Consider the following 25,002-nt stretch of genomic DNA (forward strand, 5'->3'; position numbering starts at 1 on the left):
GCTCCGTCCCGCCATGAATGATCCGGAGTCCAGGGAGATGCTTTTGTCCATCGCGCCGACCGCGCTTCCCATCGGCATCAGCGGCATCGAAAAGAGATTCGGCGGCGTCTCGGTGCTGCGCGATCTTTCGCTCGATGTCGCGGCGGGTGAATTCCTGACGCTGCTTGGCCCGTCGGGCTCGGGAAAGACGACGCTGCTGATGATCCTGGCGGGCTTCGTCAGGGCGAATGCCGGCAGCATCAAGGTCGGCGGCGAGGAGATCATCGCCATGCCGCCGCACCGGCGCAACATCGGCATGGTGTTCCAGAACTATGCGCTGTTCCCGCATATGAATGTCTTCCACAACATCGCCTTTCCGTTGAAGCAGCGCCGCGTCTCGACGGCGGAGACGGCCGAGCGCGTCGAAAAGGCGCTGGACCTCGTGCAGTTGAAAGGGCTCGGCGAGCGCCGCGTCGACCAGCTTTCCGGCGGCCAGCGGCAGCGCGTGGCGCTGGCCCGCGCCATCGTCTTCGAGCCGCGCATCGTGCTGATGGACGAGCCGCTTTCGGCCCTGGACAAGAGCCTGCGCGAGCACATGCAGATCGAATTGCGCAATCTGCATCGCCGGCTGGGCATGACGACCGTCTACGTCACCCACGACCAGCGCGAGGCGATCACCATGTCGGATCGCATCGCCGTCATGAACGCCGGCTGCATCGAGCAGATCGACAGGCCGGAAGTGCTCTACGCCGCGCCCAAAACGCGCTTCGTCGCCGGCTTCATCGGCGATTCCAACTTCATCCCGGTCGAAAGCCGCAACGGCAGCGTCTGGTATGAGGACAGGAAGATCCGCATGACCTCTGCGGTGCCGGCCGCCGGCTGCCATCTGATGGTGGTGCGGCCGGAAAAGCTGCGCCTCGTCGCCGACGCTCAGCCGGCGGGCAGCGTCAATGTGATCCCGGCGACCGTCGGCGACGTCATCTACCAGGGCGACAGTTTCGCCTGCTATGCCACCCTGCGCGACGGCCGCCAGGTGACGCTGCGCGACTATTGCCGCAGTGACGTGCTGGCCAGGCTGCCAGGGCCCGGCGAGCCGGTCAATCTCGGTATCGATGCCGAGGACGTGGTGCTGGTGGCGGCGGACTGATGAGCATGCAATCCGCCATACTGCCCCATGCCGGTGCCCGGACGCTCAACGCCGATGCGTTGCATGCCGATGCGCGCCGCGAAACCTTCGGGCTGCTGGCGCTGCTGTCGCCCGGCCTGCTGCTCGTCTTCGCCGTCATCATCGTGCCGATCGGCTGGCTGTTCTGGCTGTCGCTGTTCGACGAGACCGGCTCGCTGAGCGCTTCGAACTACGCGCGCTTCTTCCAGCAGCCCTCCTACATCAAGACCTTCCTCACCACCTTCAAGGTTGCCTTCGCCGTCACCGGCGCCTGCGTCGTGCTCGGCTATCCGCTGGCCTACATGCTGTCGCAACTGCCGCGCCGCGCGGCCTCGATCTGCCTGATCCTGGTCATCCTGCCGTTCTGGACCTCGGTGCTGGTGCGCACCTATGCCTGGCTGGTCATCCTGCAGCGCAAGGGCCTGATCAACAGCTGGCTGATCGACCTCGGCGTCATTAGCCAGCCGCTGCCGCTCGCCAACAATTTCGCCGGCGTCATTATCGGCATGACCCACATCATGCTGCCGTTCCTGGTGCTGCCGCTCTACGCCTCGATGAAGACGATCGACATCGATTGCCTGCGCGCCGGCATGAATCTCGGCGCCAGCCCGGCCGCCACCTTCCGGCAGATATTCTTCCCGCTGTCGCTGCCCGGCCTCGCCTCCGGCGTGGTCATCGTCTTCGTGCTCTGCCTCGGATTTTTCGTCACGCCGGCATTGATGGGCGGCGGCAAGGTCATCATGTGGGCGATGCGCATCGAGCAGACCACCAGCCTCTATTCCAACTGGGGCGCGGGGGCCGCGCTCGGCGTCGTGCTGCTTGCCGTCACGCTCGCCCTGCTCGGCCTGTTCCAATGGCTGCTCGGCGCGCGCGCCACCGGCGTCTGGAGCTCGCGATGAGCATGGAAAATGCCCTGCCCATATCGCACCGGCAACGGCTCTGGCTCTATGCGCTCGGAGCGCTGGTCCTGCTGTTCCTGATCGCGCCGTCGGTCATCATCGTCATCATGTCCTTTTCCGGCTCGACGCTGCTGCAGTTCCCGCCCGAGCAATGGTCGCTGCGCTGGTACGAGAGCTATTTCGGTTCGGTCGAATGGCGCGATGCCACCATCGTCTCGGTGAAGGTCGCTGTAATGACGATGATCGTGGCGACGCCGCTCGGCACCGCTGCCGCCTATGCCATCAATGCCGGCACGCTTCGGCTGACCGGCGCCATCAACGCGCTGCTCACCGCCTCGCTGATCATCCCGGTCATCCTGATCGGCATCGGCACCTTCTTCCTCTACGCCCGCATCGGCCTCAACAACACGCTGACCGGCCTCGTCATCGCGCATACCGTGCAGGCCCTGCCGCTGGTGGTGCTGACCGTTGTTTCCGGCCTGCGGTCCTACGACATGAACCAGGAGAAGGTGGCGCGCAGCCTCGGCGCCAACCGCTTCTCCGCCTTCCTTCAGGTGACGATGCCGCAGATCCGCTTCTCGATCGTCTCGGGCGCGCTGTTTGCCTTCATCACCTCCTTCGACGAGGTGGTGGTTTCGCTGTTCATCTCCGGCGGGGAAACCACGACGCTGACGCGCCGCATGTTTAATGCGCTACGCGACCAGATCGATCCGACCATTGCCGCCATTTCGACTTGCCTGATCGTGCTATCGATCGTCTTGTTGTCCGCCGCTCAGCTTTTCGGCCGCGGACGTTGAATGCAGGGATACCGTAACAGCATGCGTGATTTTCAGTTTCCCGGCCGCTCGCCGGTCCGCGCCACCGAAGCCATGGCCGCGACCTCGCATCCGCTCTCGACCCTCGCCGCGATCGAGATGCTGCGCTCCGGCGGCAATGCGATGGACGCCGCCGTCTGCGCCGCCGCCGTGCAGGCCGTGGTCGAGCCGCAGTCGACCGGCATCGGTGGCGATTGTTTCGTGCTTTATTGCCCTAAGGGCGAGGGGAATGTGCTCGCCTTCAACGGCTCGGGCAGGGCGCCGGCGGCGGCGACCGTCGACTGGTATCTGGAGAAGGGCTTCAGCGAATTGCCAAAGCAGGGCCCGCATGCGGTCACCATTCCGGGGGCCGTCGACGCCTGGTGCAGGCTGCTGGAGGATCATGGCCGCAAGGGCATCGCCGACGCGCTGGCGCCGGCGATCCACTATGCCGAAAACGGCTATGTCGTGCACGACCGCGTCGCCTTCGACTGGAAAGATCCCGAGACCGATCTGTCGGCCGACGAGGTCGCGGCGCGCATCTTCCTGCCCGGCGGCAAACCACCCAGGGCCGGCGACGTCCATCGCCAGCCGGAGCTCGCCGAAACGCTGCGCATCATCGCCAGGAAAGGCCGTGCCGGCTTCTACGAGGGTGCGGTGGCCGAGGACATCGTCGGTCGCTTGCGCCAGCTCGGCGGGCTGCACACGCTCGACGATTTCGCTTCGACCAAGGGCGACTACAAGGCCCCGGTCGGCATCTCCTACAAGGGCTACGGCATCCATCAGATGCCGCCGAACAATCAGGGCCTGACCGCGCTTTTGATGTTGAACGTGCTCTCCGGTTTTGAGCTTGGCGGGCTCGACCCCAATGGCGCCGAGCGCCTGCATCTGGAGATCGAGGCCGGGCGGCTCGCCTACCGCGACCGCGATACATTTCTCGGCGACCAGGATCATGTCGCCGTCCCGGTGAAAGAGCTTTTGTCCGCCGTCTATGCCGACCGGCTGCGCGCCGCCATCGATCGCGAACGCGCCATGACCGATTTGCCGCGCCTCGATCTGCCGGGCAGCGACACGGTCTACATCTCCGTCGTCGACCGTGACTTGAACGCGGTCAGCTTCATCAACTCGACCTACTATTCCTTCGGCAGCGGCGTCGTCAGCCCAAAGACCGGCGTCGTGCTGCAGAACAGGGGCACCAGCTTCCGGCTCGATCCGAAACATCCGAACGCGATAGCCCCCGGCAAGCGGCCGATGCACACCATCATGCCGGGCATGATGACGAAGGACGGCCGCGCGGTGATGCCGTTCGGCGTCATGGGCGGCGGCTACCAGCCTTTCGGCCATGTCCATCTTTTGACCAATATGATCGACTTCGGCATGGACCCGCAGCAGGCGCTGGACGCGCCGCGCGTCTTCTACAATCACGACGTCGTCGAGGCGGAGCGAAACGTCCGCCCCGACACAGTTGAAGGCCTGCACCGGCGCGGCCATCAGGTGGTGGAGCCGGATCACCCGCTGGGCGGCGGGCAGGCCGTGCTGATCGACTGGGAGAAGGGAACGCTGACCGGCGCTTCCGATCCGCGCAAGGATGGAATGGCGCTCGGATACTGATGCCCGCGGTTTCACGATTGAATGCTGCCGCTCGGCTGGATTTTTGCAGGCTGGAAAGATAGTCGGTGACCATGACCAATACCGCTGACACCGTGTACCTTGCGCACCGCCTCGCCTCCGGCGCCGCTGACGCGCCGGCTGTTTCGGCCCCTGACAGGCCGACGCTCACCCATGGCGGGCTGCGCCGGCTGATCCGCGAGACGGTCGCGAAGCTGAATGCGCTCGGCCTCGGCCGTGGCGACCGCGTGGCCATCGTGCTGCCGAACGGACCGGAGATGGCGACCGCCTTCCTCGCCGTGGCGGCGGCCGCCTCGACTGCTCCGCTCAATCCGGCCTATCGGGCCGACGAGCTCGATTTCTATCTCTCGGACATCGGCGCCAGGGCGATTCTGGTTGCCAGGGATGAGCACGGGCCGGCGGTCGAAGTCGCCGAGCGTCTCGGCATCCGCGTGCTGCGGTTGCTGCCGCCGGATGACGCGCCCGCCGGCAGCTTCGCCATCGAAGGCGATCCGGTCGGCCCGCCCGTCGCGTCGGGATTGGCAGCGGACGGCGACATCGCGCTGCTTCTCCACACTTCCGGCACCACCTCGCGCCCGAAGCTGGTGCCATTAAGCCATGCCAATCTTGCCGCCTCGGCCGCGCATATCGGCGCGACGCTCGGCCTGACCTCGGCCGATCGCTGCCTCAACATCATGCCGCTCTTCCACATTCACGGGCTGATCGCGGCTGTGCTGTCCTCGCTCGCCGCCGGTGGCAGCGTCTTCTGCACGCCGGGCTTCAATGCGCTACGCTTCTTCCACTGGCTGGGCGAGGCAAAGCCGAGCTGGTACACGGCGGTGCCGACCATGCATCAGGCGATCCTGCCGCGCGCCGCGCGCAATGCGGAAGCGCTTGCGGCGGCACCGCTGCGCTTCATCCGCTCGTCCTCCGCGTCCTTGCCGGCGCAGGTGATGGCCGAGCTGGAGGCGACCTTCGGCTGCCCGGTGATCGAATCCTACGGCATGACCGAGGCCGCGCATCAGATGGCGTCCAACCGCCTGCCGCCAGGCCAGCGCAAGCCGGGCAGCGTCGGCGCCGCGGCCGGACCGGACGTAGCTGTCATGGCGCCGGACGGACGGCTGCTTGACGCCGGCGAGACCGGCGAGATCGTCATTAGCGGCCCCAACGTCACCGCAGGCTACGAGAAGAATCCCGACGCCAACGCCAGCGCCTTCGCCCACGGCTGGTTCCATACCGGCGACCAGGGCGTGCTCGACGAGGATGGCTATCTGCGCGTCACCGGCCGGCTGAAGGAGATCATCAATCGCGGCGGCGAAAAAATCTCGCCGCTCGAGGTCGACGGCGTACTGATGGACCATCCGGCGGTGGCGCAGGTCGTCACCTTCGCCATGCCGCACGACAAGCTCGGCGAAGAGGTCGCGGCCGCTGTCGTGCTGCGCGAAGGCCAGAGCGCCAGCGAGTCCGACATACGCGGCTTTGCGTCGACTCGGCTCGCCGATTTCAAGGTGCCGCGCAAGGTGCTGATCCTGGACGAGATCCCGAAGGGCGCGACGGGAAAATTGCAGCGCATCGGTCTCGCGGCAAAACTCGGGCTCGGCTGATGCGCGTCACCGTGTTCGGCGCCGGCGCCATCGGCGGCTATCTCGCCGCCAAGCTGGCAGCCGCAGGCACAGTCGATCTGTCGGTCGTGGCGCGCGGCGCGCATCTCGAGGCGATCAAGGCCGATGGCCTCAGGCTGATCGAGGGCGAGAGCGAGATTGCCGCGCCAGTGAGGGCGCCGCCCGCGCGGAAGAGCTCGGCGTGCAGGACTATGTCGTGCTGGCGCTGAAGGCCCATTCGCTGGCGCCGGCGCTCGACCAGATCGCACCGCTGCTTGGGCCGGAGACAGCGGTGGTTACCATGCAGAACGGCGTGCCCTGGTGGTACTTCTACAAGGCCGGCGGCGCGCTCGAAGGCACGCGCATCCAGGCGGTCGATCCCGGCGGCACGATCTGGCAGCGCATCGGCCCGCAGCGCGTCATCGGCTCCGTCGTCTATCCCGCCGCGGAGGTCGATGCCCCCGGCCTGATCCGCCATGTCGAGGGTACGCGGTTCTCGCTTGGCGAGCCGTCCGGCGAAAAGAGCGAGCGCGTAACCGCGCTGGCGCGCGAGATGGTCAAAGCCGGACTGCAGGCGCCGGTGCGCGAGGACATCCGCTCGGAGATCTGGATAAAACTCTGGGGCAATCTGTCCTTCAATCCGATCTCGGCGCTGACCGGCAGCACGCTCGCGGCCATCGTCGCCGACGAGGGAACGCGAACGCTTGCCCGCGCCATGATGCTGGAGGCGCAAGCGATCGGCGAAAGCCTCGGCGTCCGCTTTCCGATCCCCGTCGACAAGCGCATCAAGGGCGCCGGCGACGTCGGCGAGCACAAGACTTCGATGCTGCAGGATCTGGAGCGCGGCCGCCCCATGGAGATCGACGCGCTGGTGAGCGCGGTGCAGGAACTCGGCCGCCTGACCGGCAAGCCGACGCCGGCCATCGACAGCGTGCTGGCGCTGGTGCGGCGGCTGGCCATCAAGCGCGGTTGTTATGCCCCGTTGTAAGGACGACGCATTGGTCGCCATGCGAGCATTTCAAATCGCTGCAAGCTGGACCTGTCTCTCCTGACACGAATTGTCACCTGTGGGACAGGCCGGCGGTAGTAGCCGAGCAGTCGACCCCCTACCTGCGACTGGTCTGAACAGGAGGAAGTCATGACCACTGCTGAAATTGCCAAGGATTTCACGGAACTCCTCAAGCAGGGCGACAGCCACAGTGCTGCCGCGAGGTACAATGCCGACGACATCGTCAGCTATGAGGCCATGGAAGGGCCGATGGCTGTTTGCAGCGGCAAGGAAGCCGTCAAGCAGAAGGGCGAGTGGTGGGAAGCGAACCATGAGGTTCACGGCGGCTCGGTCGACGGCCCCTATGTCAATGGCGACCAGTTCGCGCTGCGCTTCAAGTTCGACATAACGCCCAAATCCACCGGCGAGCGCGTCACCATGGATGAGGTCGGCCTCTATACGGTCAAGAACGGCAAGATCAGCGAAGAGCGTTTTTACTATTGAAGCGTGAAATTCCAGCAGCCTCCAGGGCTCGCATCGCGCACGGTTAAAGTCAGGCATGGCGGCTGGGATGACATGCTGGCCGCCATGTGATGTCTCAAATCGTCCTCGCATGGTCCGCATCGGCAACCGTGCCCCAGCCGTCAAGGAAGCTCGGCCTAAGTCGCTGGCAAAGCGGGCAGGGCGGGCCTAGCTTGTCGTCAGATTCGCGAACCCATCTGCCCGAGGTCTGTTTTGACGATCACCATGTACGGCATCACCAACTGCGACACGATCAAGAAGGCGCGCGTCTGGTTGGAGAGCCGCGACGTCGCCTACCGCTTCCACGACTACCGGGCCGAGGGCATCGAGGCGGAGAGGCTGAACGGCTGGGTCGGAAAGGTCGGCTGGGAAAAGCTGCTCAACAAGGGGAGCACGACTTTTCGCGAACTGCCCGACGAGGAGAAGGGTGCGCTCGACGAGAAGAAGGCAAAGAAGCTGATGCTGGCCAAGCCGACGATGATCAAGCGACCGGTGCTGGAGGTGGGCGACCGCATCCTGGTTGGGTTCAAGCCGGAGGTCTATGAGGAGGCGGTTGGCGGGAAGTAGGCTCGACTGCTTACGCCGCGTTCCTTCGCCCCCTCTCTGTCCTGCCGGACATCTCCCCCTGAGGGGGAGATAGGCAGCTTTGGCGCGTCGCTCATTCCTGCGGCGTTGGCGATTTGGCGAAAGCCGGCGCGACAGCTGATCTCCCCCCTTGAGGGGGAGATGTCCGGCAGGACAGAGAGGGGGCGAAGGAACTCGACGTCTCAGCATTTATGCTTGGGCGCGCAAATACCTCGCCAGCGCCACCGCGTTGTTGTGCACCTCATCATGCGCACCATAGAGCAGCGTCACCTTGCCTTTGCCGAGCAATGCGCGCAGCTGGGCCACCGCCTCGCCATTCCCATCCAGTTCCGCCGAATACCGCTTCCGAAACTCCGCCCAGCGCTCCGGCTCGTGCCCGAACCATTTGCGCAGTTCGTCGCTCGGCGCGATCTCCTTCAGCCATAGCGTCAGCGCGGCATCCTTCTTGGCAATGCCGCGCGGCCAGATGCGGTCGACCAGCACCCGCTGGCCGTCCGCTTTCGCCGGCGCCTCATAGACGCGCTTTACGGCAATATCGAAGGCCATCGCACCTCCGAGTTCGGAAACCTCAGGCCCACTCGCCCTTGCGCATCACCGGCACGCGGCTGCCGTCCTTGCCGAGGCCGTCGATGTCGATCTTGTCCGAGCCGATCATCCAGTCGATGTGAATAAAACTCTTGTTGCCGCCGCGCGCAGCGATCTCGTCCTGGCTGAGCGAGGCGCCGTCCACGAAGCACTTCGAATAGCACTGGCCGAGCGCGATGTGGCAGGCGGCGTTCTCGTCGAACAGCGTGTTGAAGAACAGCAATCCGCTCTTCGAGATCGGCGAGGAATGCGGCACCAGCGCCACCTCGCCGAGGCGGCGCGCGCCTTCGTCGGTGTCGAGCACCTTCTTCAGCACGTCCTCGCCCTTGGAGGCCTTGGCCTCGACGATCCGGCCTTCCTCGAAGCGTACCGAGATCTCGTCGATCAGCGTGCCCTGGTAGGAGAGCGGCTTGGTCGAGGAGACGTGGCCGGAGACCCGCCTTGCATGCGGTGTGGTGAACACCTCCTCGGTCGGGATGTTCGGGTTGCAGGTGACGCCGTTTTTGGCCGTCGAGGCGCCGCCCATCCATTCATGGCCTTCGGCCAGCCCGACGGTCAGGTCGGTGCCCGGCCCGGTGAAATGCAGCGCATGGAAATTGTGCTCGTTCAACCATTTCGTGCGCTCGGCCAACGCGGCGTTGTGCGCCTTCCAATTGCCGATCGGATCCTCGACGTCGACGCGCGAGGCCGAGAAGATCGCATCGGCGAGCTTGGCCACCGCGACGTCGTCGGCATCGCCGGGGAACACCTGCTTGGCCCAGGCAAGGTCGGGATAGGCGACAATGTTCCAGTTGATGTCGAAGCCGGTGATCTTCTCCAGTGCCGGCTGGTAGGCCATCGAGTTCGCTTTGTTGGCGCGCGCCACCTTGGCCGGATCCTGCGCCGACAGGAGCGAGGGGTCCTCGCCGCGCACGGCAAGCCGCGCCGCATTGTTGGAGAAGGCCTTCGCCATGCCTTCATAGAGCCAGCCGGCGGCACGGTCGAAGCCGGCGTCCGCGCCGTAGCGGAAGCGCGCCAGGGTGATCTCGTCATCATTGAAGATCGGCGTCACCAGCCCCGCGCCGGCCTTGTAGGCGTGCTCGACGATGCGCCGCGTCAAGGGCAGGGCCGCGATCGACGACGTCACCACAAGGTCTTGTCCCGGCTGCAACTGCAGCCCGACCTTGATGGCGACTTCGGCCAGCCTGTCGAGCTTCACCGGGTCGATGGTTGCTGCAACGCCGCGCGAATGTGTGGTCATGATCCTGCCTGCCGTGATGTTGGGGTCTGGCCCATACATAGACCGGCAGGGCTAGCCTTTCCACAAGGATCGACTGGCTCAGGCGGCGCTGTCCAGCGACCGGAACTGCGCCATGGTCGCCGCGATTTCCTCGCGGATCCAGGCTTTGAAGTCGCGCACCTTGCGACTCTCGCTTTTTGTCGCCGAGGTCACCATCCAGTAGCCAAGCCCGCTCTCGGCGCGTACGCCGAACGGCGCGGCCAGCCGGCCGTCTGCCAGCGCGTCGGCGGTCAGCAACTGCCAGGCAAGCATGACGCCATGGCCGGCGATCGCCGATTCCAGGCACAGCATTGGATCGGTGAAGCGTGCCCCCTTGAGAAAGGTGACCGGCTCGACGCCGGCCGCCGCGAACCAGCTGTCCCAGCTGATCATCGACCGCTCGTCGGTGATGGCGCAGGTCTGCGCCAGGTCCTCGATCGAGCGCAGTCTGGCTGCGATCGACGGCGCGCAGACCGGGAACACTTCCTGCGCCAGAAGCAGTTCCGCTTGCACGCCTGGCCATTTGCCGTCGCCCATCCGGATGCCGATATCGATGTCGGAATGGTCGAGATCGGCGACCCGGCCCGAGGCGTCGATGCGCAACAGCACGTTCGGATACCGGGCGAAATGCCGCGACAGCCTCGGCAGCAGCCATTTCGACGCGAAGGCCGGGGCCACCGAAACCACCAGCGTGCATTGGCTGGCCTCGTCGGCCAGCGCCACCGCCTGCGCCAGTTCGCGGAAGCCCGCGCCAAGCCTTGCCGTGAACACCGCGCCGAACTCCGTCGGAACAAGGCCGCCCGGCGTGCGTTCGAACAGCGCCTGGCCGAGCTGCTTTTCCGTGCGCTTGATCTGCTGGCTGACGGCGCTGGCCGAGACGTTGAGCTCGCCGGCCGCCGCCGCGAGCGAGCCCAGCCGGGCGACGGTTTCGACGGCGCGCAGGCCGTTCAGATGGACGCGGTTCAGCACAGTCATGTAGATTTTCTAAAACGGCAATCGGGAAATCTCAATTGAAACCCGGCACGAAAAGGCTGATTTTTGGGGCTGAAGCCCGACCATTGGAGGCAATTCGATGAAGATTTTATCATTGCTCAAGGTCTTTTCCGCCGATGACGCACGGCGAAACCGCCATGATGGCGAGATTACCCGCTGGATCGTCGACCCGTTGTCGCATCCTGTATTCGACACCATGTCGGAGCGCGAACTGGGCGATGTCCCCTTCCGGCTGACGGCCCGGCGCACAGATCATGAGACGGCGCGCCCAGCCTGTCGGTAAGACAATCGAACTGTTTCCGGCTGGCGGGCACGCGCCCATCGGCATTCCGAACTGGCCCAACACAAGCGCATTGTCTTTCTGCTCGGCACACTTATTGTGCGCCGCAATGAAAACCGCCTCGCCATCGCCCTTGCGGCTTGCCTTGGCCGGCATGCTCGCCATGGCTGTCGCCATGGGCATCGGCCGTTTCGTCTACACGCCGATCCTGCCCGGCATGATGGAGGAACTGCATCTGTCGCCGGCCGATGCCGGCTGGATCGCCTCCGCCAACTATCTCGGCTATCTCGTCGGCGCCTTCGCTGGGGGCATGGGCGCGAGCGCATGCTGATGTTCGCGGGCCTTGCCGCCAGCGCCTTGCTCGCCGCCCTGATGGGCCTCGGCGACACGATCGCGGTCTTTCTCGCCATCCGCTTTCTTGCCGGTCTCGCCAGCGCCTTCGTCATGGTCTTCATGGCCTCGATCGTCTTCAGCCATCTTGCGGTGGCCGGCCGTAGTGATCTGCAGGCGCTGCATTTCGGCGGCGTCGGGCTCGGCATCGCGGCTTCCTCGGCATTGATGTCAATTCTCGTCACCGGCCATGCCGGCTGGCCGGCGGGCTGGCTGTGGGCGGCGGCGATCTCCGCTTTGGGTCTCGTCGCGGTCGCCCTGCTTGCCGGCACCACATCGACCATCAACGGCGCCGAAGGCCGCGAGCCCGCACTGCCGAAGCACCGCTCGCTGCTCAAGATGATCGTCGCCTACGGCCTGTTCGGCTTCGGCTATGTGGTGACGGCGACCTTCCTCGTCGCCATCGTGCGCCAGGGCGGCGGCGGGCGCGTCTTCGAGGCCATGGTCTGGATGGTCACCGGCCTTGCCGGCGTTCCGTCCGTCTGGATGTGGCAGAAGGTCGCCGAAAGGTTCGGTCTTTACCCAGCCTACGTGCTCGCTTGCCTGATCGAGGTGGTCGGTGTCGCCGCGAGCGTCGTTGTCGGCGGCTATGCCGGGCCGCTGCTGGCCGGCGTTCTGCTGGGCGGCACATTCATCGCCATCACCGCGCTCGGCCTGCAGGCGGCAAGGCAGCTTGCACCGCAAGCGCCGCGCCGCATCTTTGCGCTGATGACCGCCGCCTTCGGCCTTGGCCAGATCATCGGCCCGATCGCCGCCGGACTGCTCGCGCAAGCCTCCGGCAACTATGTCTCGGCCTCGATCATGGCCGCCATCGTCCTGCTCGTCTCCGGCATCATCGGCTGGTCGGCTGCGCCAAAATCGCCATGATTTGTGGTCTTGCTCGGTGCCGGGCATCGGGCACGGGCATTTTCTTTCCACCTAATGTGTGACCTTATGCCCGCCGAGCAGCAATACCGCCGATCAGCGATTCGACCGAGGAACCCGCCACAGTGTTCGTATCCTTCTTCCCGCAGCCGAAGCTCTTCTTCACCTCGGCCGCCGTCTGGAGCCTTGCCGCGATCCTGTTCTGGTTCTTCGGTGGTGAGCAACTGGGCGCCTTGATCGGCCTGCCGCCTGCAGCCGCCGGCGCGCCGCCGATCATCGGCATCGCCGTGCTGTGGTCGAAGCCGTTCCTGTGGTTCTATCTCTATTTCGTTTTCTGCGTGGCCGCCTTCTACGCATTCTGGGCCTGGTATTCGCCGCATCCCTGGCAGAACTGGTCGATCCTGATGACGGCCGTCATCCTGTTCTTCATCTATTTCAACGTGCAGGTCAGCGTCGCCGTCAACGCCTGGTACGGTCCGTTCTTCGACTATGTGCAGGGCCTGATGTCGGGCACGGGAAAGTCGACCGACAGCGAGTTCTACCTAGGATTGGCCGACTTCTCGTGGCTGGCGCTGGTCGGCATGAATGTGCAGGTCGTCAACGCCTTCATCGTCAGTCACTGGATCTTCCGCTGGCGCACGGCGATGAACGACTACTTCGTGGCGAACTGGGGCCGGCTGCGGCATATCGAAGGTGCCTCGCAGCGTATCCAGGAAGACACGATGCGCTTCTCGCAGATCATGGAGGATCTGGGTTCCAGCTTCGTCCAGTCGATCATGACGCTGATCGCCTTCCTGCCGGTCATGATCCAGCTGCAGGCCCATATCACCGAGTTGCCGATTGTCGGAGCAGTCCCTCAGCCGCTGGTTGTCGCAGCACTTGCCTGGTGTCTGTTCGGCACGATTTCGGTGATGGTCGCGGGCCTGAAGCTGCCGGGATTGCAGTTCCGCAACCAGCGCGTCGAGGCCGCCTATCGCAAGGAACTGGTCTACGGTGAGGATCATGCCGACAGGGCACAGCCGGCGACCACCGCCGAGCTCTTCGCCAATGTCCGTCAAAATTACTTCAGGCTCTATTTCCACTACATCTATTTCAATGTCGTCCGTTACACCTATCTGCAGGCCGACAACATCTTCTCGCTGCTGATCCTCGGCCCCTCGTTGGTGGCGCACAAGATCACCTTCGGGGCGCTGAACCAGATCTCGAACGCCTTCGGCAAGGTCACGGGATCGCTGCAGTTCCTGCTCACCTCATGGTCGACCATCGTCGAACTGCAGTCGGTGCATAAGCGCCTGCGCGCCTTCGAAGCGACGCTGCAGGGTGAGCCGCTGCCGGATATCGACCAGCGCTATCTGGCAAGGCAAAGCGCCGAGGATCCGGCCTGAGAGTCTGGCAAGGCGTGGGCGGCTCAGCCGCCGACCGTTGCCTGCCGCTCGCCGGCGCGCTGGCGCCCGACATAATCGCGAAAACTGATGCATTCGACCTGCCGCATGACGCAGACTTCGCCGGCAAAGCGCTCCAGCGCGTCCCAGTAGGCGCCGCCGTTCATCTGAGTGAAATGGAAGCCGAGCTCCAGCGGGATGCGCTTGCCCTGGTACTGCTTGTCGAAGGCGGCGCGGAAGGCGCGGTAGCTCCGCTCCGTGAAGTCCGCCGCCATGCCCGGCTTCTCGAAGCCACCGGAATGGCGGATATAGAGATTGTAGTCCATCGCTATTACCGACCTCGACTTCGGCCCTTCCGGAATCTGCGGCAGCGAAAAGCGCGTGATGCCGCCTCTCTCCGGCGGCAGGGCAGGGCCTTTCGAGACGCCGCTGGCGTCATACTCAAAGCCCGCCTGCGGCAGCGCCTCGTAAAGCGCCTTGTTCGCCGACAGGTACGGTGCGCGAAAACCTGTCACGGCATGTCGTGCTAAATCATGCCAGCCGGCCGGTTCGGGCGCGATGCCGTTGATCGAATAGGCATTCTCGAGGATGCGCTGGAACGAGGCGAATTCGGCGAGCCAGTCGGCCTTGCTCCAGTCCTTGCCGTCGAAATGGCCGCAGCCATGGCTGGCGATGTCATGGCCTTCCGAGGCGGCCAGGTTGATCTGCGCCAGCCGCTCCGCCACCTCCTGTTTCGAGGCGGCAAAGCCGATGTTCGATTTGCCGGCGCTCTTTCCCGGCCCCGTGTAGTCCTTGCGCGTTTCCGGCGACAGCAGGAAGACGCAGGAGACAAAATAGGTGAAATGCGCGCCGGTGCGTTCGGCCAAGGCGCGGCTGCGCCGCCATTGCGAGATTTCGCGGGCGCTGTCGAAGGAGATGATGACGATCTGCTTCGGCTTGGCCGGCGGCGCCGGCGGGTCGGCGAGCGCCGGGCCGGCGAGGGCGAGGGCGACAAGACTGGACGCAGCAACGGGGAATGGACGGGGCATCGGCAAGGGTCTGGGCATTGGGACGGTCGGCGACCGGCTAGCGGCGAAATGTGGCGTGGGTGCGGTCGGCGGGCGGGGCGCTCCTTGCGGGGTCCGATCCTCTATCCGCCGATTTTCCGGGCGGCCCCCTTCCATGCCGACAAAATTTCGCTAAAACGCGGGCTCAAGAAGCGCCCCGTGCGGGGCAGCAATGGTTTTGATTGATGTCCGACGACAGTTTTATCCGCGAAGTCAACGAAGAGATTCGTCGCGAACAGGCGCAGGCGCTGTGGGACCGTTTTGGTCCGGCGCTGCTTGGCCTTGCCATCCTGATCGTGCTCGGCACCGCCGCCGTCGTCGGCTACCGCTATTGGGACGAGAGCCGCGCCAACCGCTCGGGCGACGCTTTCTCGCAGGCGCTGAAGCTTGCCAATGACGGCAAGAGCGACGAGGCGCTCACCGCCCTCGATCAGCTCCAGAAGGACGGCTACGGCGCCTATCCGCTGCTCGCCCGCATGCGTGCCGCGACGGTCAAGGCCGACAAGGGCGACGTCGCCGCCGCCGTCAAGGATTTCGACGACGTCGCGGCCGACAACGCCATCCCGCAGGGCATCCGCGACATGGCGCGGCTGAGGGCAGCGCTGCTGCTCGTCGACAGCGGCTCCTTCGCAGACGTGTCCAGCCGTGTCGAGGCGCTCACCGCCGACACCAACACGCTGCGCCACACCGCGCGCGAGGCACTCGGCCTTGCCGCCTGGAAGGAAGGCAAGACGGCGGACGCGCTCAAACTGTTCGACCAGATCGCTTCGGATGACGGCGCCCCGCGCAATGCGCGCCAGCGGGCGACCTTGATGTCCGAACTGATCCGCGGGTCGGGCAACGCGTCGTGACCCCGGATGGGCTTCAAAGTCGCCATCATCGGCCGGCCTAACGTCGGCAAATCGACTCTTTTCAATCGGCTGGTCGGAAAGAAGCTGGCTCTCGTCGACGACACGCCGGGCGTCACCCGCGACCGCCGCGTCCACGCCGCCAAGCTCTACGATCTTTTCTTCGACGTCATCGACACCGCCGGCTTCGAGGACGCGGCTGCCTCGACGCTGCCCGGTCGCATGCGCCAGCAGACCGAGATCGCTATCCGCGAGGCCGACCTGATCTTCTTCACCATCGACGCCAAGTCCGGCCTGCTGCCCGACGACCGCACCTTTGCCGAGGTCGTGCGCAAGTCCGGCAAGCCGGTGGTGCTGGTCGCCAACAAGGCCGAGGCGCGCGGCGCGCAAGGCGGCATGCTGGAGGCCTGGGAGCTCGGCCTCGGCGAGCCGATCCCGGTCTCGGCCGAACACGGCCAGGGCATGCCCGACCTGCGCGACGCGGTGATCGCGGCGCTCGGCGAGGAACGTGCCTTCGGCGAGGACGAGGAGGACGATGCGGAGATCGCCGCCAGCGAGGTGCTGATCGGCGAGGACATCACTGATCCCGATGCCGAGCCCGCCTATGACGACACCAAGCCGATGCGCATCGCCGTCGTCGGCCGTCCGAACGCCGGCAAGTCGACGCTGATCAACGCGCTGATCGGCGAGGAGCGGCTGCTGACCGGACCGGAAGCCGGCATCACCCGCGATTCGATCTCGGTCGACTGGGACTGGCGCGGTCGCCGCATGAAGCTGTTCGACACCGCCGGCATGCGGCGCAAGGCCAAGGTCCAGGAGAAGCTCGAGAAGCTCTCGGTGCAGGACGGCCTGCGCGCCATCCGCTTTGCCGAGATCGTCATCATCGTGCTCGATGCCACCATCCCGTTCGAGAAGCAGGACCTGCAGATCGCCGACCTGATCATCCGCGAGGGTCGCGCGCCGGTCATTGCCTTCAACAAGTGGGACCTGATCGACAATCCGCAGGAACTGCTGGCGGAACTTCGCGAGAAGACCGAGCGGCTCTTGCCGCAGGTGCGCGGCATCCAGGCGGTGACGGTGTCGGCCGAGACCGGGCGCGGCCTCGACAAATTGATGGATAGCGTCATCAAGACGCACAAGGTCTGGAACAGCCGCGTCTCGACCGGCAAGCTCAACCGCTGGCTGGAAGGCATCCTCGCGCATCACCCGCCGCCCGCCGTCGCCGGCCGCCGGCTGAAGATCAAATATGTCACCCAGGCCAAGACGCGCCCGCCGGGCTTCGTCGTCTCCTGCTCGCGGCCGGACGCGATGCCGCAATCCTACGTCCGCTATCTCTCGAACAGCCTGCGCGAGGCCTTCGACATGCCCGGCGTGCCGATCCGCATGGCGCTGCGCACCTCGGACAACCCGTTTGCGGGCAGGGCGAAGAAGCGCTGAGGTTTTGGAGTCGGCGGCGCGTCCCAGCGCGTCCCTCCGGTCGTCATCCACGGGCGGAGCAAGGAGCGAAGTGACGCGCGCAGACCCGAGGCTCCATGCCGTAACTTCCAGGCGCTGCTCACGGTGCAGAATTCTACGCCGTTGCACACAATCGGTCGATGGAACGGCCTGGATCCCAGGGTCTACGCTTCGCGTGGCTGCGCCTTAGGATGACGAAGTCGATAGGCTTCGGCCAGAAAGTAAGCGACTTTCGGCAGGTTCTCTTTCGTCTCGGCGCTTTCGGGCAGCGCCTCCACTGCCGCCTGCAGCAATATCTCCGCCAGCCGCGCCGCGACCGGGTCGAGCTCAGCGTCCTTTTGGTGCAGCACCAGCGCCATCTTCGGCAGGGCAGGGAGCCCGAGCGTCCCGGACGCCATCGCCCTGACATTGGCGGGCAGGCCGATATCGGTGCGGATCGTCAGCCCGAGACCGGCGCCGACCGCCGCCCAGATGCCGCCGAGGCTGGGGCTGGAGAAGGCCATCCGCCAGGACAGGCCGGCGCGGTCGAGCGTTTCGGTCGCCACCGTGCGCAGCAGGCAGGGCGCCTCCAGCGCCACCAGCGGCAGGGGCTCGCCGCCGGGCGCGCCAAGCTCGATCGGCTTTGCCGGCCCGATCCAGCGCATCTGCACATCGGCGACCTGCCGGCTGTAGGGCAGGCTCGCGCCATTGTGCCAGGCAAGCGCGATGTCGAGGCTGCCCTGGGTGATCCGGTCGGCGAGTTCGTGGCTGCGCGCGATCCGCGCCTCGATCCTGACCTTGGGATGGGCGCGGGCGAAGCGGCCGAGCACCTCCGGCAGCACCGCCTCGCCGAAATCCTCCTGCAGTCCGAGCCGCACCCAGCCTTCCAGCTCGACGTCATGAATGGCGGCGGCCGCCTCGTCGTTGAGTTCGAGCAGCCGGCGTGCATAGCCGAGCATGGTCTCGCCGGCCTCGGTCAGCGCCAGCCCGCGCCCGGACTTGCGGAAGATCGGCGTCGCCGCCTGTTCTTCCAGCTTTTTCAGCTGTGCGCTGACGGCCGAGGTCGAGCGGCCGAGCCTCTCGGCCGCCTTGGCGAAGCTGCCCAGCTCCATGCCGGTGACGAAGGTCCTGAGAACGTCGAGGTCGAATGTGACGCGTCGCATGAGTATTGTCCCGAATTTCAGGATCGTTTGTCAAAAACTTCCTGATTTTATGGACGAAGCTACGGCGCTACATCACGCTCGTCAAGCCGGTCAGCCGGCCGCCACGGGAATGGAACCATGTCCGTCATCGTCACACGCACCGATTGTCCGCCGCCTGCCAAAGCCGTTTCCGGCACCGCCAGCCAAACCTTCGGACCCAACCATCGCTGGAAGGTGCTGGGCATCGGCGTCGCCGCCAATGCCGGGTTCTCGGCGACCTTCTCAGGCGTGCCGGCCACCGCGGTGGTGATGCGCCAGGGATATCAGCTCGACGATGCCTCGCTCGGCCTCGCGCTCGGGCTTCTTGGCCTCGGCGTGGCGCTCAGCGAACTGCCCTGGGGCGTGGTCACCGATCGCTGGGGCGATCGCCGCGTTCTGTTGACCGGGCTCGGCGCGACGGCGGCATGGCTGTTCGTCATGGCGATGCTCGTCGTACCGACAAAGGGTGCCATCCCCGGCGTCACTCTGCTATCGGCAAGTCTGCTCGTCGCCGGCCTGCTCGGCGGCAGCGTCAACGGCTCCAGCGGCCGCGCCATCATGGGATGGTTCCGCGAGGGCGAGCGCGGTTTCGCCATGAGCATCAGGCAGACGGCGGTGCCGCTCGGCGGCGGCATCGGCGCGCTCGTCCTGCCCTCGCTTGCCCTGGGCTTCGGCTTTGCCGCCGTCTTCGGCCTGCTGGCAGCCGTTTCCGCTCTCTCGGCCGTCTTTGCCTGGCGCTGGCTGCACGAACCGCCGGCGGAAGGGGGCGGTCATGTCGCCGCGACGGCCGGTCCGGCGCCGCTGCACAATCTCGAGGTCTGGCGCATCTCGAGCGCCATCGGCCTGCTTTGCTTCCCGCAGGTGGCGGTGCTCACCTTCGCCTCGGTGTTCCTGCACGATTTCGTAGGGCTGGGGACATTGGCGACCAGCGCGAGCCTCGCCGCCGTGCAGACCGGCGCCATGGTCATGCGCGTCTGGAGCGGTCGCTACACCGACCGTCACGGCAACCGCCGCCCGTTCCTCAGGCTGTGCAGCGCGCTGAGCGCGCTGGCCTTCGCCGTGCTCTGGCTGCTGGTCCTCACGGCCGCAGGCCGGCCGGCCCTGATGGCGGCGCTTCCAGTCGTGCTGGTCGTCGCAGGCATCGCGGTCTCCACCTGGCACGGCGTCGCCTACACCGAGCTTGCCACGCTTGCCGGCCCCGGCCATGTCGGAACCGCGCTCAGCCTCGCCAACAGCTTCGTCTTCGTCGGCTTCTGCCTGGTGCCGATCGCCATTCCCGGGCTCCTGCACCTCTGGGCATGGCCCGGCGTCTGGCTGGCGGCGGCCGGCTGCGCGCTGATCGCCTGGCCGATCTTCCTGCGGCCAGCTTGATTCCGGCGCCGTCCCGATTCAGGCCAACATCAAAAAAACACGATCGATGGCGTTAACGCCCCATCAAGGTTAATGCATCATTTTGGCTCTCCAGAGGGTCAGTTGCGTTTCTGGAGAGTTCCGTGCATCGACGTGTCTTGAAGCGGCTGGTCGCCGCCGCCGGTGAGAGAAAACGTTCCTTCCTGTCTCCATTCGTTATTGGCCTTGGCATCTGGGTCGGCTTTCCGTCGGTCGTCGCCTATCAGGACATGACCAGCCTCGTTTCCGGCCTTGAGACGTCGAACGCCCGCTGGAACGCCTATGTCGAAAAGTCCGTCGCGGGCTCGGTCCACAACGCCGAGATGCCGTTCGTCGATTCCACCTCCACCGGCTCGATCTCCGGCTCCGGCGTGCAACTGCCGGGCGTCGGCACGGTCGCCTTTCGCGGCAAGGGCAATGTGGCGGGAACGACGCCGGACGAGGACCGCATCGTGCGCGCCGACAAGAAGGGCCGCATCGTCCAGGTCTCGCCGGTGGCGCCACCAAAGGCCTTCAACGCCGGCTCAATCTTCGAACGCACATCCTCGCTGCTTCGCCCGAGCATGGACAGCGGCCTGAAGCTCGCCTTCGCCAAGCCCGGCATCAAAGGCAAGGAGATCCAGATCGCCCAGGCCTTCCACATCCGCGAGGACAAGAAGCCGGATCCCGGCGTGCCGGCCATGCTGGCGGCGCTCGTCAACAACGACAAGCCGGACGTGCTGGCCACCGCCTATGCCCAGGCCGAGCCCGACTATGCCAAGGCCTCGCCCTTCGAGGCGCTGCTGCAGGACGAGGAGCCGAACAGCGGCCGCTTCATCCCGCCGATGGCCAAGGGCGATCACTGGTGGATCCAGAACCCGCTACCGGCCAGCGTCTTCTCCAAGCCGGAGCAGGCCTGCCTTGCCAACGGCATCTATTTCGAGGCGCGCAGCGAATCCGTGCGCGGCCAGGCCGCCGTCGCCCAGGTGATCCTCAACCGCGTGCGCAACCCGGCCTATCCGAAGTCGATCTGCGGCGTCGTCTACCAGAACGACAACTGGCTGAACCGCTGCCAGTTCTCCTTCGCCTGCGACGGCCGCAAGAAGCGCGTCACCGATCCCGCCGCCTACAAGACCGCGCAGGACGTCGCCATGGCGGTGACAGCCGGCAAGATCTTCATTCCGGAAGTCGGCTCGTCGACCCACTACTATGCCAATTACGTGCATCCGGGCTGGGCGCGCACGATGAAGCGAATGACCAAGATCGGCCTGCATATCTTCTACCGCACCTATGGTGGCGGCTGGAGCTGAGGCTGTTTCGCCGGGACCTTCCGGGTGGTCCGGATGGCTCCGGACGCCGGCAGCCGGGGAGCCTTGGTTGCAAGGATTCGCCGGGCGCTTGCCCCGAACCGCGACGGGCACGATGTCGCACCTCTTTAAGCTGTTGATTTCAAAATAAAAAATACATGGGTTTGAAGTTCGGCCCGTGGCTTGACGGGCGCGGACCCTCTAACTATGTTGCCGGCGACTTTAGAAGCGGACGGACGCTAGCGGTCTGACCGGGCAGGGGGGTTGCGATGGCCGACACGAACGGGCCAGACGGAACCGGAGAAACCGGCCGCGGCAGGCAGCGCGAAGCCGACATCCGCGACGACGATCTTGAGCGCCGCCGGCGTGATCTTGAAGCATCGCTTGCGACAAGACGGCCGGACCGGCTCGAGGGGAAAGACGACGCGAAAGCAGTGACCGGATACGGTCAGGCACTCAAGCTGTCCAGCGAGTTCATCGCAGGCATAGTGGTCGGTGTCGCGATCGGCTGGATCATCGACCGGCTGGCGGGAATATCGCCATGGGGTCTGATCGTCGGCCTGCTGCTGGGATTTGGCGCCGGCGTCCTCAATGTCCTGCGTTCGGCGGGGCTGGTGGCGCAATTCGGACAGGGCGGCACGCCGCGCGATCCGGAGGAATGAAGTGGCGCCGTCCTGGCGCTGGGTAAGACACTGAGGCCGCTCGCGGCTTTGACGGGGATGTAAAGTGGCTGCTGACAAGGTCGATCCGATCCACCAGTTCCATATCGTCAAGCTGATTCCGATCAACATCGGCGGCTACGACCTGTCCTTCACCAATTCCGCCTTGTTCATGGTCGCGACCGTCGCCGTCGCATCGGCCTTCCTCTACCTCACCACTGCCAGCCGCAGCCTCGTTCCCGGCCGCCTGCAGTCGGTCTCGGAAATGGCCTACGAGTTCGTCTCCAACATGCTGCGGGACTCGGCGGGAACGCAGGGGCTGAAGTTCTTCCCCTTCGTCTTTTCGCTGTTCATGTTCGTGCTGGTCGCCAACCTGCTCGGCCTGTTCCCCTATTTCTTCACCGTCACCAGCCACATCATCGTCACCTTCGGCCTCGCCGCGCTGGTCATCGGAACCGTCGTCGTCTACGGCTTCGGCAAGCATGGCCTCGGCTTCCTCAAGCTGTTCGTGCCGCATGGCGTGCCGGTCTTCCTGCTGCCGCTGGTGGTGCTGATCGAGGTGATCTCCTTCGTGTCGCGCCCGGTCAGCCTCTCGGTTCGTCTGTTCGCCAACATGCTGGCCGGCCACATCACGCTGAAAGTGTTCTCCGGCTTCGTCGTCAGCCTGAGCGCGCTGGGCGCCGTCGGCATCGCCGGCTCGGTGCTGCCGCTTGCCATGGCCGTCGCGCTGACGGCGCTGGAACTGCTGGTCGCCTTCCTGCAGGCCTACGTGTTTGCCGTGCTCACCTGCATGTATCTGAACGACGCCCTGCATCCCGGGCACTGATTACGAGTTTCCGGCATTCGTCGCCGGATGGAATTGCAACGGAATTACAGATCCAAAGGAGTTTGAAATGGACGCAGAAGCAGCAAAGTACATCGGCGCCGGCATCGCTTGCCTGGGCATGGGTGGCGCGGGCATCGGCCTCGGCAACATCTTCGGCAGCTACCTGGCGGGCGCGCTGCGCAACCCGTCGGCTGCTGATGGCCAGTTCGGCCGCCTGATCTTCGGCTTCGCCGTGACCGAAGCTCTGGGCATCTTCTCCCTTCTCATCGCGCTTCTGGCCCTGTTCGGCTGAGCACTGGGAAGATTGGACAGGCAGGCCGCGATCAGCGGCTGGCCTGATATCAGGGGATAGTCCATGTTCGTGACATCTGCCTTTGCAGAAGAGTCAGCGCCGGCCGCCGAAGGCGCCGCCGGTGCGGGAGCCGAAACGCATGCCGGCACCGAGGTGCCCGGCGAGGCGCACGGCACCTTCCCGCCATTCGATCCGGCGACGTTCCCGTCGCAGTTGCTGTGGCTGGCGATCACCTTCGGGCTGTTCTACCTGTTCCTGAAGCGGGTGGTGATGCCGCGCCTTGGTGGCATCATCGACGTCCGCAACGACCGCATCACGCAGGACCTCGACCATGCCGCCCGGCTGAAGGGCGAGGCTGACGCCGCCGTTGCTGCTTACGAGCAGGAACTGGCCGAAGCCAAGTCGAGAGCCAATGCGATCGGCCAGCAGGCCGGCGATGCCGCCAAGGCCGAGGCCGAGGCCGTCCGCAAGAAGGTCGAGGCGGAGCTCGACAAGAAGCTCGGCGCGGCCGAGGCCAGCATCGCGTCGATCAAGGCTAACGCCATGAAGGAAGTCGGCACCATCGCCGAGGACACCGCTTCGGCCATCGTCGAGGCGCTTGTCGGCGGCAAGGCCAGCAAGGCCGAGATCGCGGCCGCGGTCAAATCCGTGGCCCGGTGAGGAGCGCATCATGGACGCCACATCTCTCGCAACGCTCTGGGCCACGGTCGCCCTGATCATCTTCCTCGGCGTTGCCGTCTACATCAAGGTGCCCGGCCTGATCGCCAAGGGCCTGGACGCCCGCGCCGCCAAGATCAGCAACGAGCTTGAAGAAGCCCGCCGGCTGCGCGAAGAGGCCCAGCAGCTGCTCGGCCAGTACCAGAAGAAGCGCAAGGAAGCCGAGCAGGAGGCCGCCGACATCGTCGCCGCCGCCAAGCGCGAGGCCGAACTGCTCGCCGCCGAGGCGCACAAGAAGACCGAGGACTATGTGACGCGCCGCACCGCGCTCGCCGAGCAGAAGATCGGCCAGGCCGAGCGCGAGGCAGTTGCGGAAGTGCGTGCCAGCGCCGTCGACGTCGCCGTCGAGGCCGCCCGCGCGCTGCTTGCCGCCAAGGTCGACGCCAAGGCCGGCGCGGACTTCTTCAAGTCGGCGCTGCAGGAAGTGAAGGCCAAGCTGAACTGAGCGCTTCGCCGTTAGAAATCAAAAAGCCGCCTGGGCAACCCGGCGGCTCTTTTGTTTGAGCGAGATATTCTCCCCCCTTGAGGGGGAGATGTCGCCAAAGGCGACAGAGGGGGTCGGTTCGACTGGGCGCGACTTTCTTGCGGACGACAGATGGCGTTGGAGCTTCACGCGAAGCGACCCCCTCTGCCTGCCGGCCATCTCCCCCTCAAGGGGGGAGATTATTCCAATCCCACCAAGCTCTCTTCTTCCACCACCTCGACGCCGCCCAGCCTGAACGGCGCAAACGACGCCCGGTGCAACCTTGCCACAGGGCCGTGCGCTTCGATCGCGGTGCGGTGGCGGGCCGTTGCATAGCCCATATGCACCTCGAAGCCGTAGCGCTCGTGGTGACCGCCGCAGCCGCACATCATGCGGTCGCGCATCACCTTGGCGACGATCGAGGCGGCGGCGATCGACTGCGAGCGCTGGTCGCCCTTGATCAGCGCGCGTCCTTCGCAAGCAAGACCGGGCGGCACGTCGCGGCCGTCGGCCAGCGCCAGCTTCGGCCGCAGCGACAGGCCGGCGACGGCACGGCGCATCGCTTCGAGGCTGGCTTTCAATATGTTGCTGCCATCGATGCCTTCGGCGCTGATCGAGGCCATCGACACGCCGAGCGCCGAGCCCAGAATCCTGGCGAACAGCGCTTCACGCTGCAGATGGGTGAGGCGCTTGGAATCGTCGAGCCCCTCGGGAATGTTGGCGGGGTTGAGCACCACCGCCGCCGCGACGACCGGACCGGCGAGCGGTCCGCGCCCGGCCTCGTCCATTCCCGCCACCGGCCACAATCCGTCGGCCATCGCCTTCGTCTCGATGGAGAAATCGGGTTTCTCGACGATTTCGAAGAGAAGCGGAGAATCGGAACGCGCGCGAGCCATGGTGCGGCGAGGTTCGCATCGGCTCCGATTCTCCGCAAGTCCCTCCGGGTCGGGTGGGGCGCGGACCGGGAG

Annotated in this window: 24 protein-coding genes and 2 pseudogenes; 19 read left to right on the forward strand and 7 right to left on the reverse strand. The window is 65.6% G+C overall.

Going from position 1 to position 25,002, the window contains the following annotated elements:
- The first annotated feature begins 43 nt into the window (after nt 1-43).
- The 8 genes and pseudogenes from EN846_RS05955 to EN846_RS05990 all read left to right on the forward strand — a co-directional run bounded on the left by EN846_RS05955 (nt 44) and on the right by EN846_RS05990 (nt 8,123).
- On the forward strand, nt 44-1,126 hold the full coding sequence (locus tag EN846_RS05955) for an ABC transporter ATP-binding protein (RefSeq protein ID WP_128346146.1): 1,083 nt from the start codon (nt 44-46) through the stop codon (nt 1,124-1,126).
- Nucleotides 1,126-2,043 carry an ABC transporter permease gene (locus EN846_RS05960; protein ID WP_127393103.1) on the forward strand — a complete coding sequence of 306 codons (918 nt, stop codon included), beginning with the start codon at nt 1,126-1,128 and terminating at the stop codon, nt 2,041-2,043. The genes EN846_RS05955 and EN846_RS05960 overlap by 1 nt, the downstream gene beginning before the upstream one ends.
- The gene (locus EN846_RS05965) at nt 2,040-2,840 is read left to right on the forward strand and encodes an ABC transporter permease (RefSeq protein WP_127393102.1); all 801 of its coding nucleotides are present in this window, start codon (nt 2,040-2,042) and stop codon (nt 2,838-2,840) included. Before EN846_RS05960 ends, EN846_RS05965 begins: the two co-directional genes overlap by 4 nt.
- Nucleotides 2,841-2,861: 21 nt before the next feature.
- Nucleotides 2,862-4,448, forward strand: a complete 1,587-nt coding sequence (gene ggt, locus EN846_RS05970) for a gamma-glutamyltransferase (protein ID WP_127393101.1) — start codon at nt 2,862-2,864, stop codon at nt 4,446-4,448.
- Nucleotides 4,449-4,519: 71 nt separating this feature from the next.
- Entirely contained in the window at nt 4,520-6,049 is a 1,530-nt protein-coding gene (locus tag EN846_RS05975; RefSeq protein WP_127393100.1) for an acyl--CoA ligase, read from the forward strand.
- Nucleotides 6,049-7,034: pseudogene (locus EN846_RS05980) on the forward strand (2-dehydropantoate 2-reductase). Before EN846_RS05975 ends, EN846_RS05980 begins: the two are co-directional and overlap by 1 nt.
- A 150-nt stretch (nt 7,035-7,184) precedes the next feature.
- Nucleotides 7,185-7,538, forward strand: a complete 354-nt coding sequence (locus EN846_RS05985) for a nuclear transport factor 2 family protein (protein ID WP_127393099.1) — start codon at nt 7,185-7,187, stop codon at nt 7,536-7,538.
- A 231-nt stretch (nt 7,539-7,769) separates the two neighbouring features.
- Nucleotides 7,770-8,123, forward strand: a complete 354-nt coding sequence (locus EN846_RS05990) for an ArsC family reductase (RefSeq protein ID WP_127284891.1) — start codon at nt 7,770-7,772, stop codon at nt 8,121-8,123.
- Between the two features lie 207 nt (nt 8,124-8,330).
- Here EN846_RS05990 and EN846_RS05995 read toward each other — a convergent pair whose 3' ends face one another.
- The 4 genes from EN846_RS05995 to EN846_RS36505 all read right to left on the reverse strand — a co-directional run bounded on the left by EN846_RS05995 (nt 8,331) and on the right by EN846_RS36505 (nt 11,422).
- Nucleotides 8,331-8,687: a DUF488 domain-containing protein gene (locus tag EN846_RS05995; protein WP_128346141.1), complete on the reverse strand. Its 357-nt coding sequence runs from the start codon at nt 8,685-8,687 to the stop codon at nt 8,331-8,333.
- A gap of 22 nt (nt 8,688-8,709) precedes the next feature.
- Nucleotides 8,710-9,966 carry an aminopeptidase gene (locus tag EN846_RS06000; RefSeq protein ID WP_127394230.1) on the reverse strand — a complete coding sequence of 419 codons (1,257 nt, stop codon included), beginning with the start codon at nt 9,964-9,966 and terminating at the stop codon, nt 8,710-8,712.
- Between the two features lie 78 nt (nt 9,967-10,044).
- On the reverse strand, nt 10,045-10,959 hold the full coding sequence (locus tag EN846_RS06005) for a LysR substrate-binding domain-containing protein (protein WP_187331215.1): 915 nt from the start codon (nt 10,957-10,959) through the stop codon (nt 10,045-10,047).
- A gap of 109 nt (nt 10,960-11,068) precedes the next feature.
- On the reverse strand, nt 11,069-11,422 hold the full coding sequence (locus EN846_RS36505) for a hypothetical protein (RefSeq protein ID WP_187331264.1): 354 nt from the start codon (nt 11,420-11,422) through the stop codon (nt 11,069-11,071).
- Here EN846_RS36505 and EN846_RS06015 point away from each other — a divergent pair.
- Nucleotides 11,367-12,514, forward strand: a pseudogene (locus EN846_RS06015) (YbfB/YjiJ family MFS transporter). The gene EN846_RS36505 and the pseudogene EN846_RS06015 overlap by 56 nt on opposite strands.
- Before the next feature lie 122 nt (nt 12,515-12,636).
- Nucleotides 12,637-13,896, forward strand: a complete 1,260-nt coding sequence (gene sbmA, locus EN846_RS06020) for a peptide antibiotic transporter SbmA (protein WP_127284886.1) — start codon at nt 12,637-12,639, stop codon at nt 13,894-13,896.
- 23 nt (nt 13,897-13,919) lie between these two features.
- Here the strand turns inward: sbmA and EN846_RS06025 are convergent, their stop codons facing one another.
- Nucleotides 13,920-14,921, reverse strand: coding sequence for a polysaccharide deacetylase family protein (locus EN846_RS06025; protein WP_127393776.1), 1,002 nt, complete (start codon nt 14,919-14,921; stop codon nt 13,920-13,922).
- Nucleotides 14,922-15,124: 203 nt separating this feature from the next.
- Here EN846_RS06025 and EN846_RS06030 point away from each other — a divergent pair, with 203 nt between their 5' ends.
- Nucleotides 15,125-15,790, forward strand: a complete 666-nt coding sequence (locus EN846_RS06030; protein ID WP_127284884.1) for a tetratricopeptide repeat protein — start codon at nt 15,125-15,127, stop codon at nt 15,788-15,790.
- A 6-nt stretch (nt 15,791-15,796) separates the two neighbouring features.
- Complete coding sequence (gene der, locus EN846_RS06035; protein WP_128346143.1) at nt 15,797-17,224, forward strand: ribosome biogenesis GTPase Der; 1,428 nt, start codon at nt 15,797-15,799, stop codon at nt 17,222-17,224.
- A gap of 182 nt (nt 17,225-17,406) precedes the next feature.
- Here the strand turns inward: der and EN846_RS06040 are convergent, their stop codons facing one another.
- Complete coding sequence (locus tag EN846_RS06040) at nt 17,407-18,384, reverse strand: LysR substrate-binding domain-containing protein (RefSeq protein ID WP_127392826.1); 978 nt, start codon at nt 18,382-18,384, stop codon at nt 17,407-17,409.
- A gap of 117 nt (nt 18,385-18,501) precedes the next feature.
- Here EN846_RS06040 and EN846_RS06045 point away from each other — a divergent pair, with 117 nt between their 5' ends.
- The 7 genes from EN846_RS06045 (at nt 18,502) to EN846_RS06075 (ending at nt 24,016) form a co-directional block, all read left to right on the forward strand.
- Nucleotides 18,502-19,773, forward strand: coding sequence for an MFS transporter (locus tag EN846_RS06045; protein ID WP_127392825.1), 1,272 nt, complete (start codon nt 18,502-18,504; stop codon nt 19,771-19,773).
- A gap of 122 nt (nt 19,774-19,895) precedes the next feature.
- The gene (locus EN846_RS06050) at nt 19,896-21,080 is read left to right on the forward strand and encodes a cell wall hydrolase (protein WP_127392824.1); all 1,185 of its coding nucleotides are present in this window, start codon (nt 19,896-19,898) and stop codon (nt 21,078-21,080) included.
- A 266-nt stretch (nt 21,081-21,346) separates the two neighbouring features.
- Nucleotides 21,347-21,739, forward strand: coding sequence for an AtpZ/AtpI family protein (locus EN846_RS06055; RefSeq protein ID WP_127392823.1), 393 nt, complete (start codon nt 21,347-21,349; stop codon nt 21,737-21,739).
- A 64-nt stretch (nt 21,740-21,803) separates the two neighbouring features.
- Nucleotides 21,804-22,562, forward strand: coding sequence for a F0F1 ATP synthase subunit A (locus tag EN846_RS06060; RefSeq protein WP_127284233.1), 759 nt, complete (start codon nt 21,804-21,806; stop codon nt 22,560-22,562).
- Between the two features lie 67 nt (nt 22,563-22,629).
- Entirely contained in the window at nt 22,630-22,854 is a 225-nt protein-coding gene (locus EN846_RS06065; RefSeq protein ID WP_006206606.1) for a F0F1 ATP synthase subunit C, read from the forward strand.
- A 63-nt stretch (nt 22,855-22,917) separates the two neighbouring features.
- Entirely contained in the window at nt 22,918-23,514 is a 597-nt protein-coding gene (locus tag EN846_RS06070) for a F0F1 ATP synthase subunit B (protein ID WP_127392822.1), read from the forward strand.
- A 10-nt stretch (nt 23,515-23,524) separates the two neighbouring features.
- On the forward strand, nt 23,525-24,016 hold the full coding sequence (locus EN846_RS06075) for a F0F1 ATP synthase subunit B (RefSeq protein WP_127284235.1): 492 nt from the start codon (nt 23,525-23,527) through the stop codon (nt 24,014-24,016).
- A 218-nt stretch (nt 24,017-24,234) separates the two neighbouring features.
- Here the strand turns inward: EN846_RS06075 and EN846_RS06080 are convergent, their stop codons facing one another.
- A complete protein-coding gene (locus tag EN846_RS06080; protein ID WP_127392820.1) occupies nt 24,235-24,930 on the reverse strand; it encodes a ribonuclease HII in 696 nt (231 codons plus the stop codon).
- Between the last annotated feature and the right edge of the window lie 72 nt (nt 24,931-25,002).

The sequence above is a fragment of the Mesorhizobium sp. M4B.F.Ca.ET.203.01.1.1 genome, from assembly GCF_004791025.1.
GTDB lineage: Bacteria > Pseudomonadota > Alphaproteobacteria > Rhizobiales > Rhizobiaceae > Mesorhizobium > Mesorhizobium abyssinicae.

Coding starts and splice junctions, on each gene's coding strand:
- EN846_RS05960 (WP_127393103.1), top strand. CDS start 1,126: ATGAGCATGCAATCCGCCATACTGCCCCATGCCGGTGCCCGGACGCTC.
- EN846_RS05965 (WP_127393102.1), top strand. CDS start 2,040: ATGAGCATGGAAAATGCCCTGCCCATATCGCACCGGCAACGGCTCTGG.
- ggt (WP_127393101.1), top strand. CDS start 2,862: ATGCGTGATTTTCAGTTTCCCGGCCGCTCGCCGGTCCGCGCCACCGAA.
- EN846_RS05975 (WP_127393100.1), top strand. CDS start 4,520: ATGACCAATACCGCTGACACCGTGTACCTTGCGCACCGCCTCGCCTCC.
- EN846_RS05985 (WP_127393099.1), top strand. CDS start 7,185: ATGACCACTGCTGAAATTGCCAAGGATTTCACGGAACTCCTCAAGCAG.
- EN846_RS05995 (WP_128346141.1), bottom strand. CDS start 8,687: ATGGCCTTCGATATTGCCGTAAAGCGCGTCTATGAGGCGCCGGCGAAA.
- EN846_RS06000 (WP_127394230.1), bottom strand. CDS start 9,966: ATGACCACACATTCGCGCGGCGTTGCAGCAACCATCGACCCGGTGAAG.
- EN846_RS06005 (WP_187331215.1), bottom strand. CDS start 10,959: ATGACTGTGCTGAACCGCGTCCATCTGAACGGCCTGCGCGCCGTCGAA.
- EN846_RS36505 (WP_187331264.1), bottom strand. CDS start 11,422: ATGGCGAGCATGCCGGCCAAGGCAAGCCGCAAGGGCGATGGCGAGGCG.
- EN846_RS06025 (WP_127393776.1), bottom strand. CDS start 14,921: ATGCCCCGTCCATTCCCCGTTGCTGCGTCCAGTCTTGTCGCCCTCGCC.
- EN846_RS06030 (WP_127284884.1), top strand. CDS start 15,125: ATGTCCGACGACAGTTTTATCCGCGAAGTCAACGAAGAGATTCGTCGC.
- der (WP_128346143.1), top strand. CDS start 15,797: ATGGGCTTCAAAGTCGCCATCATCGGCCGGCCTAACGTCGGCAAATCG.
- EN846_RS06040 (WP_127392826.1), bottom strand. CDS start 18,384: ATGCGACGCGTCACATTCGACCTCGACGTTCTCAGGACCTTCGTCACC.
- EN846_RS06045 (WP_127392825.1), top strand. CDS start 18,502: ATGTCCGTCATCGTCACACGCACCGATTGTCCGCCGCCTGCCAAAGCC.
- EN846_RS06055 (WP_127392823.1), top strand. CDS start 21,347: ATGGCCGACACGAACGGGCCAGACGGAACCGGAGAAACCGGCCGCGGC.
- EN846_RS06065 (WP_006206606.1), top strand. CDS start 22,630: ATGGACGCAGAAGCAGCAAAGTACATCGGCGCCGGCATCGCTTGCCTG.
- EN846_RS06070 (WP_127392822.1), top strand. CDS start 22,918: ATGTTCGTGACATCTGCCTTTGCAGAAGAGTCAGCGCCGGCCGCCGAA.
- EN846_RS06075 (WP_127284235.1), top strand. CDS start 23,525: ATGGACGCCACATCTCTCGCAACGCTCTGGGCCACGGTCGCCCTGATC.
- EN846_RS06080 (WP_127392820.1), bottom strand. CDS start 24,930: ATGGCTCGCGCGCGTTCCGATTCTCCGCTTCTCTTCGAAATCGTCGAG.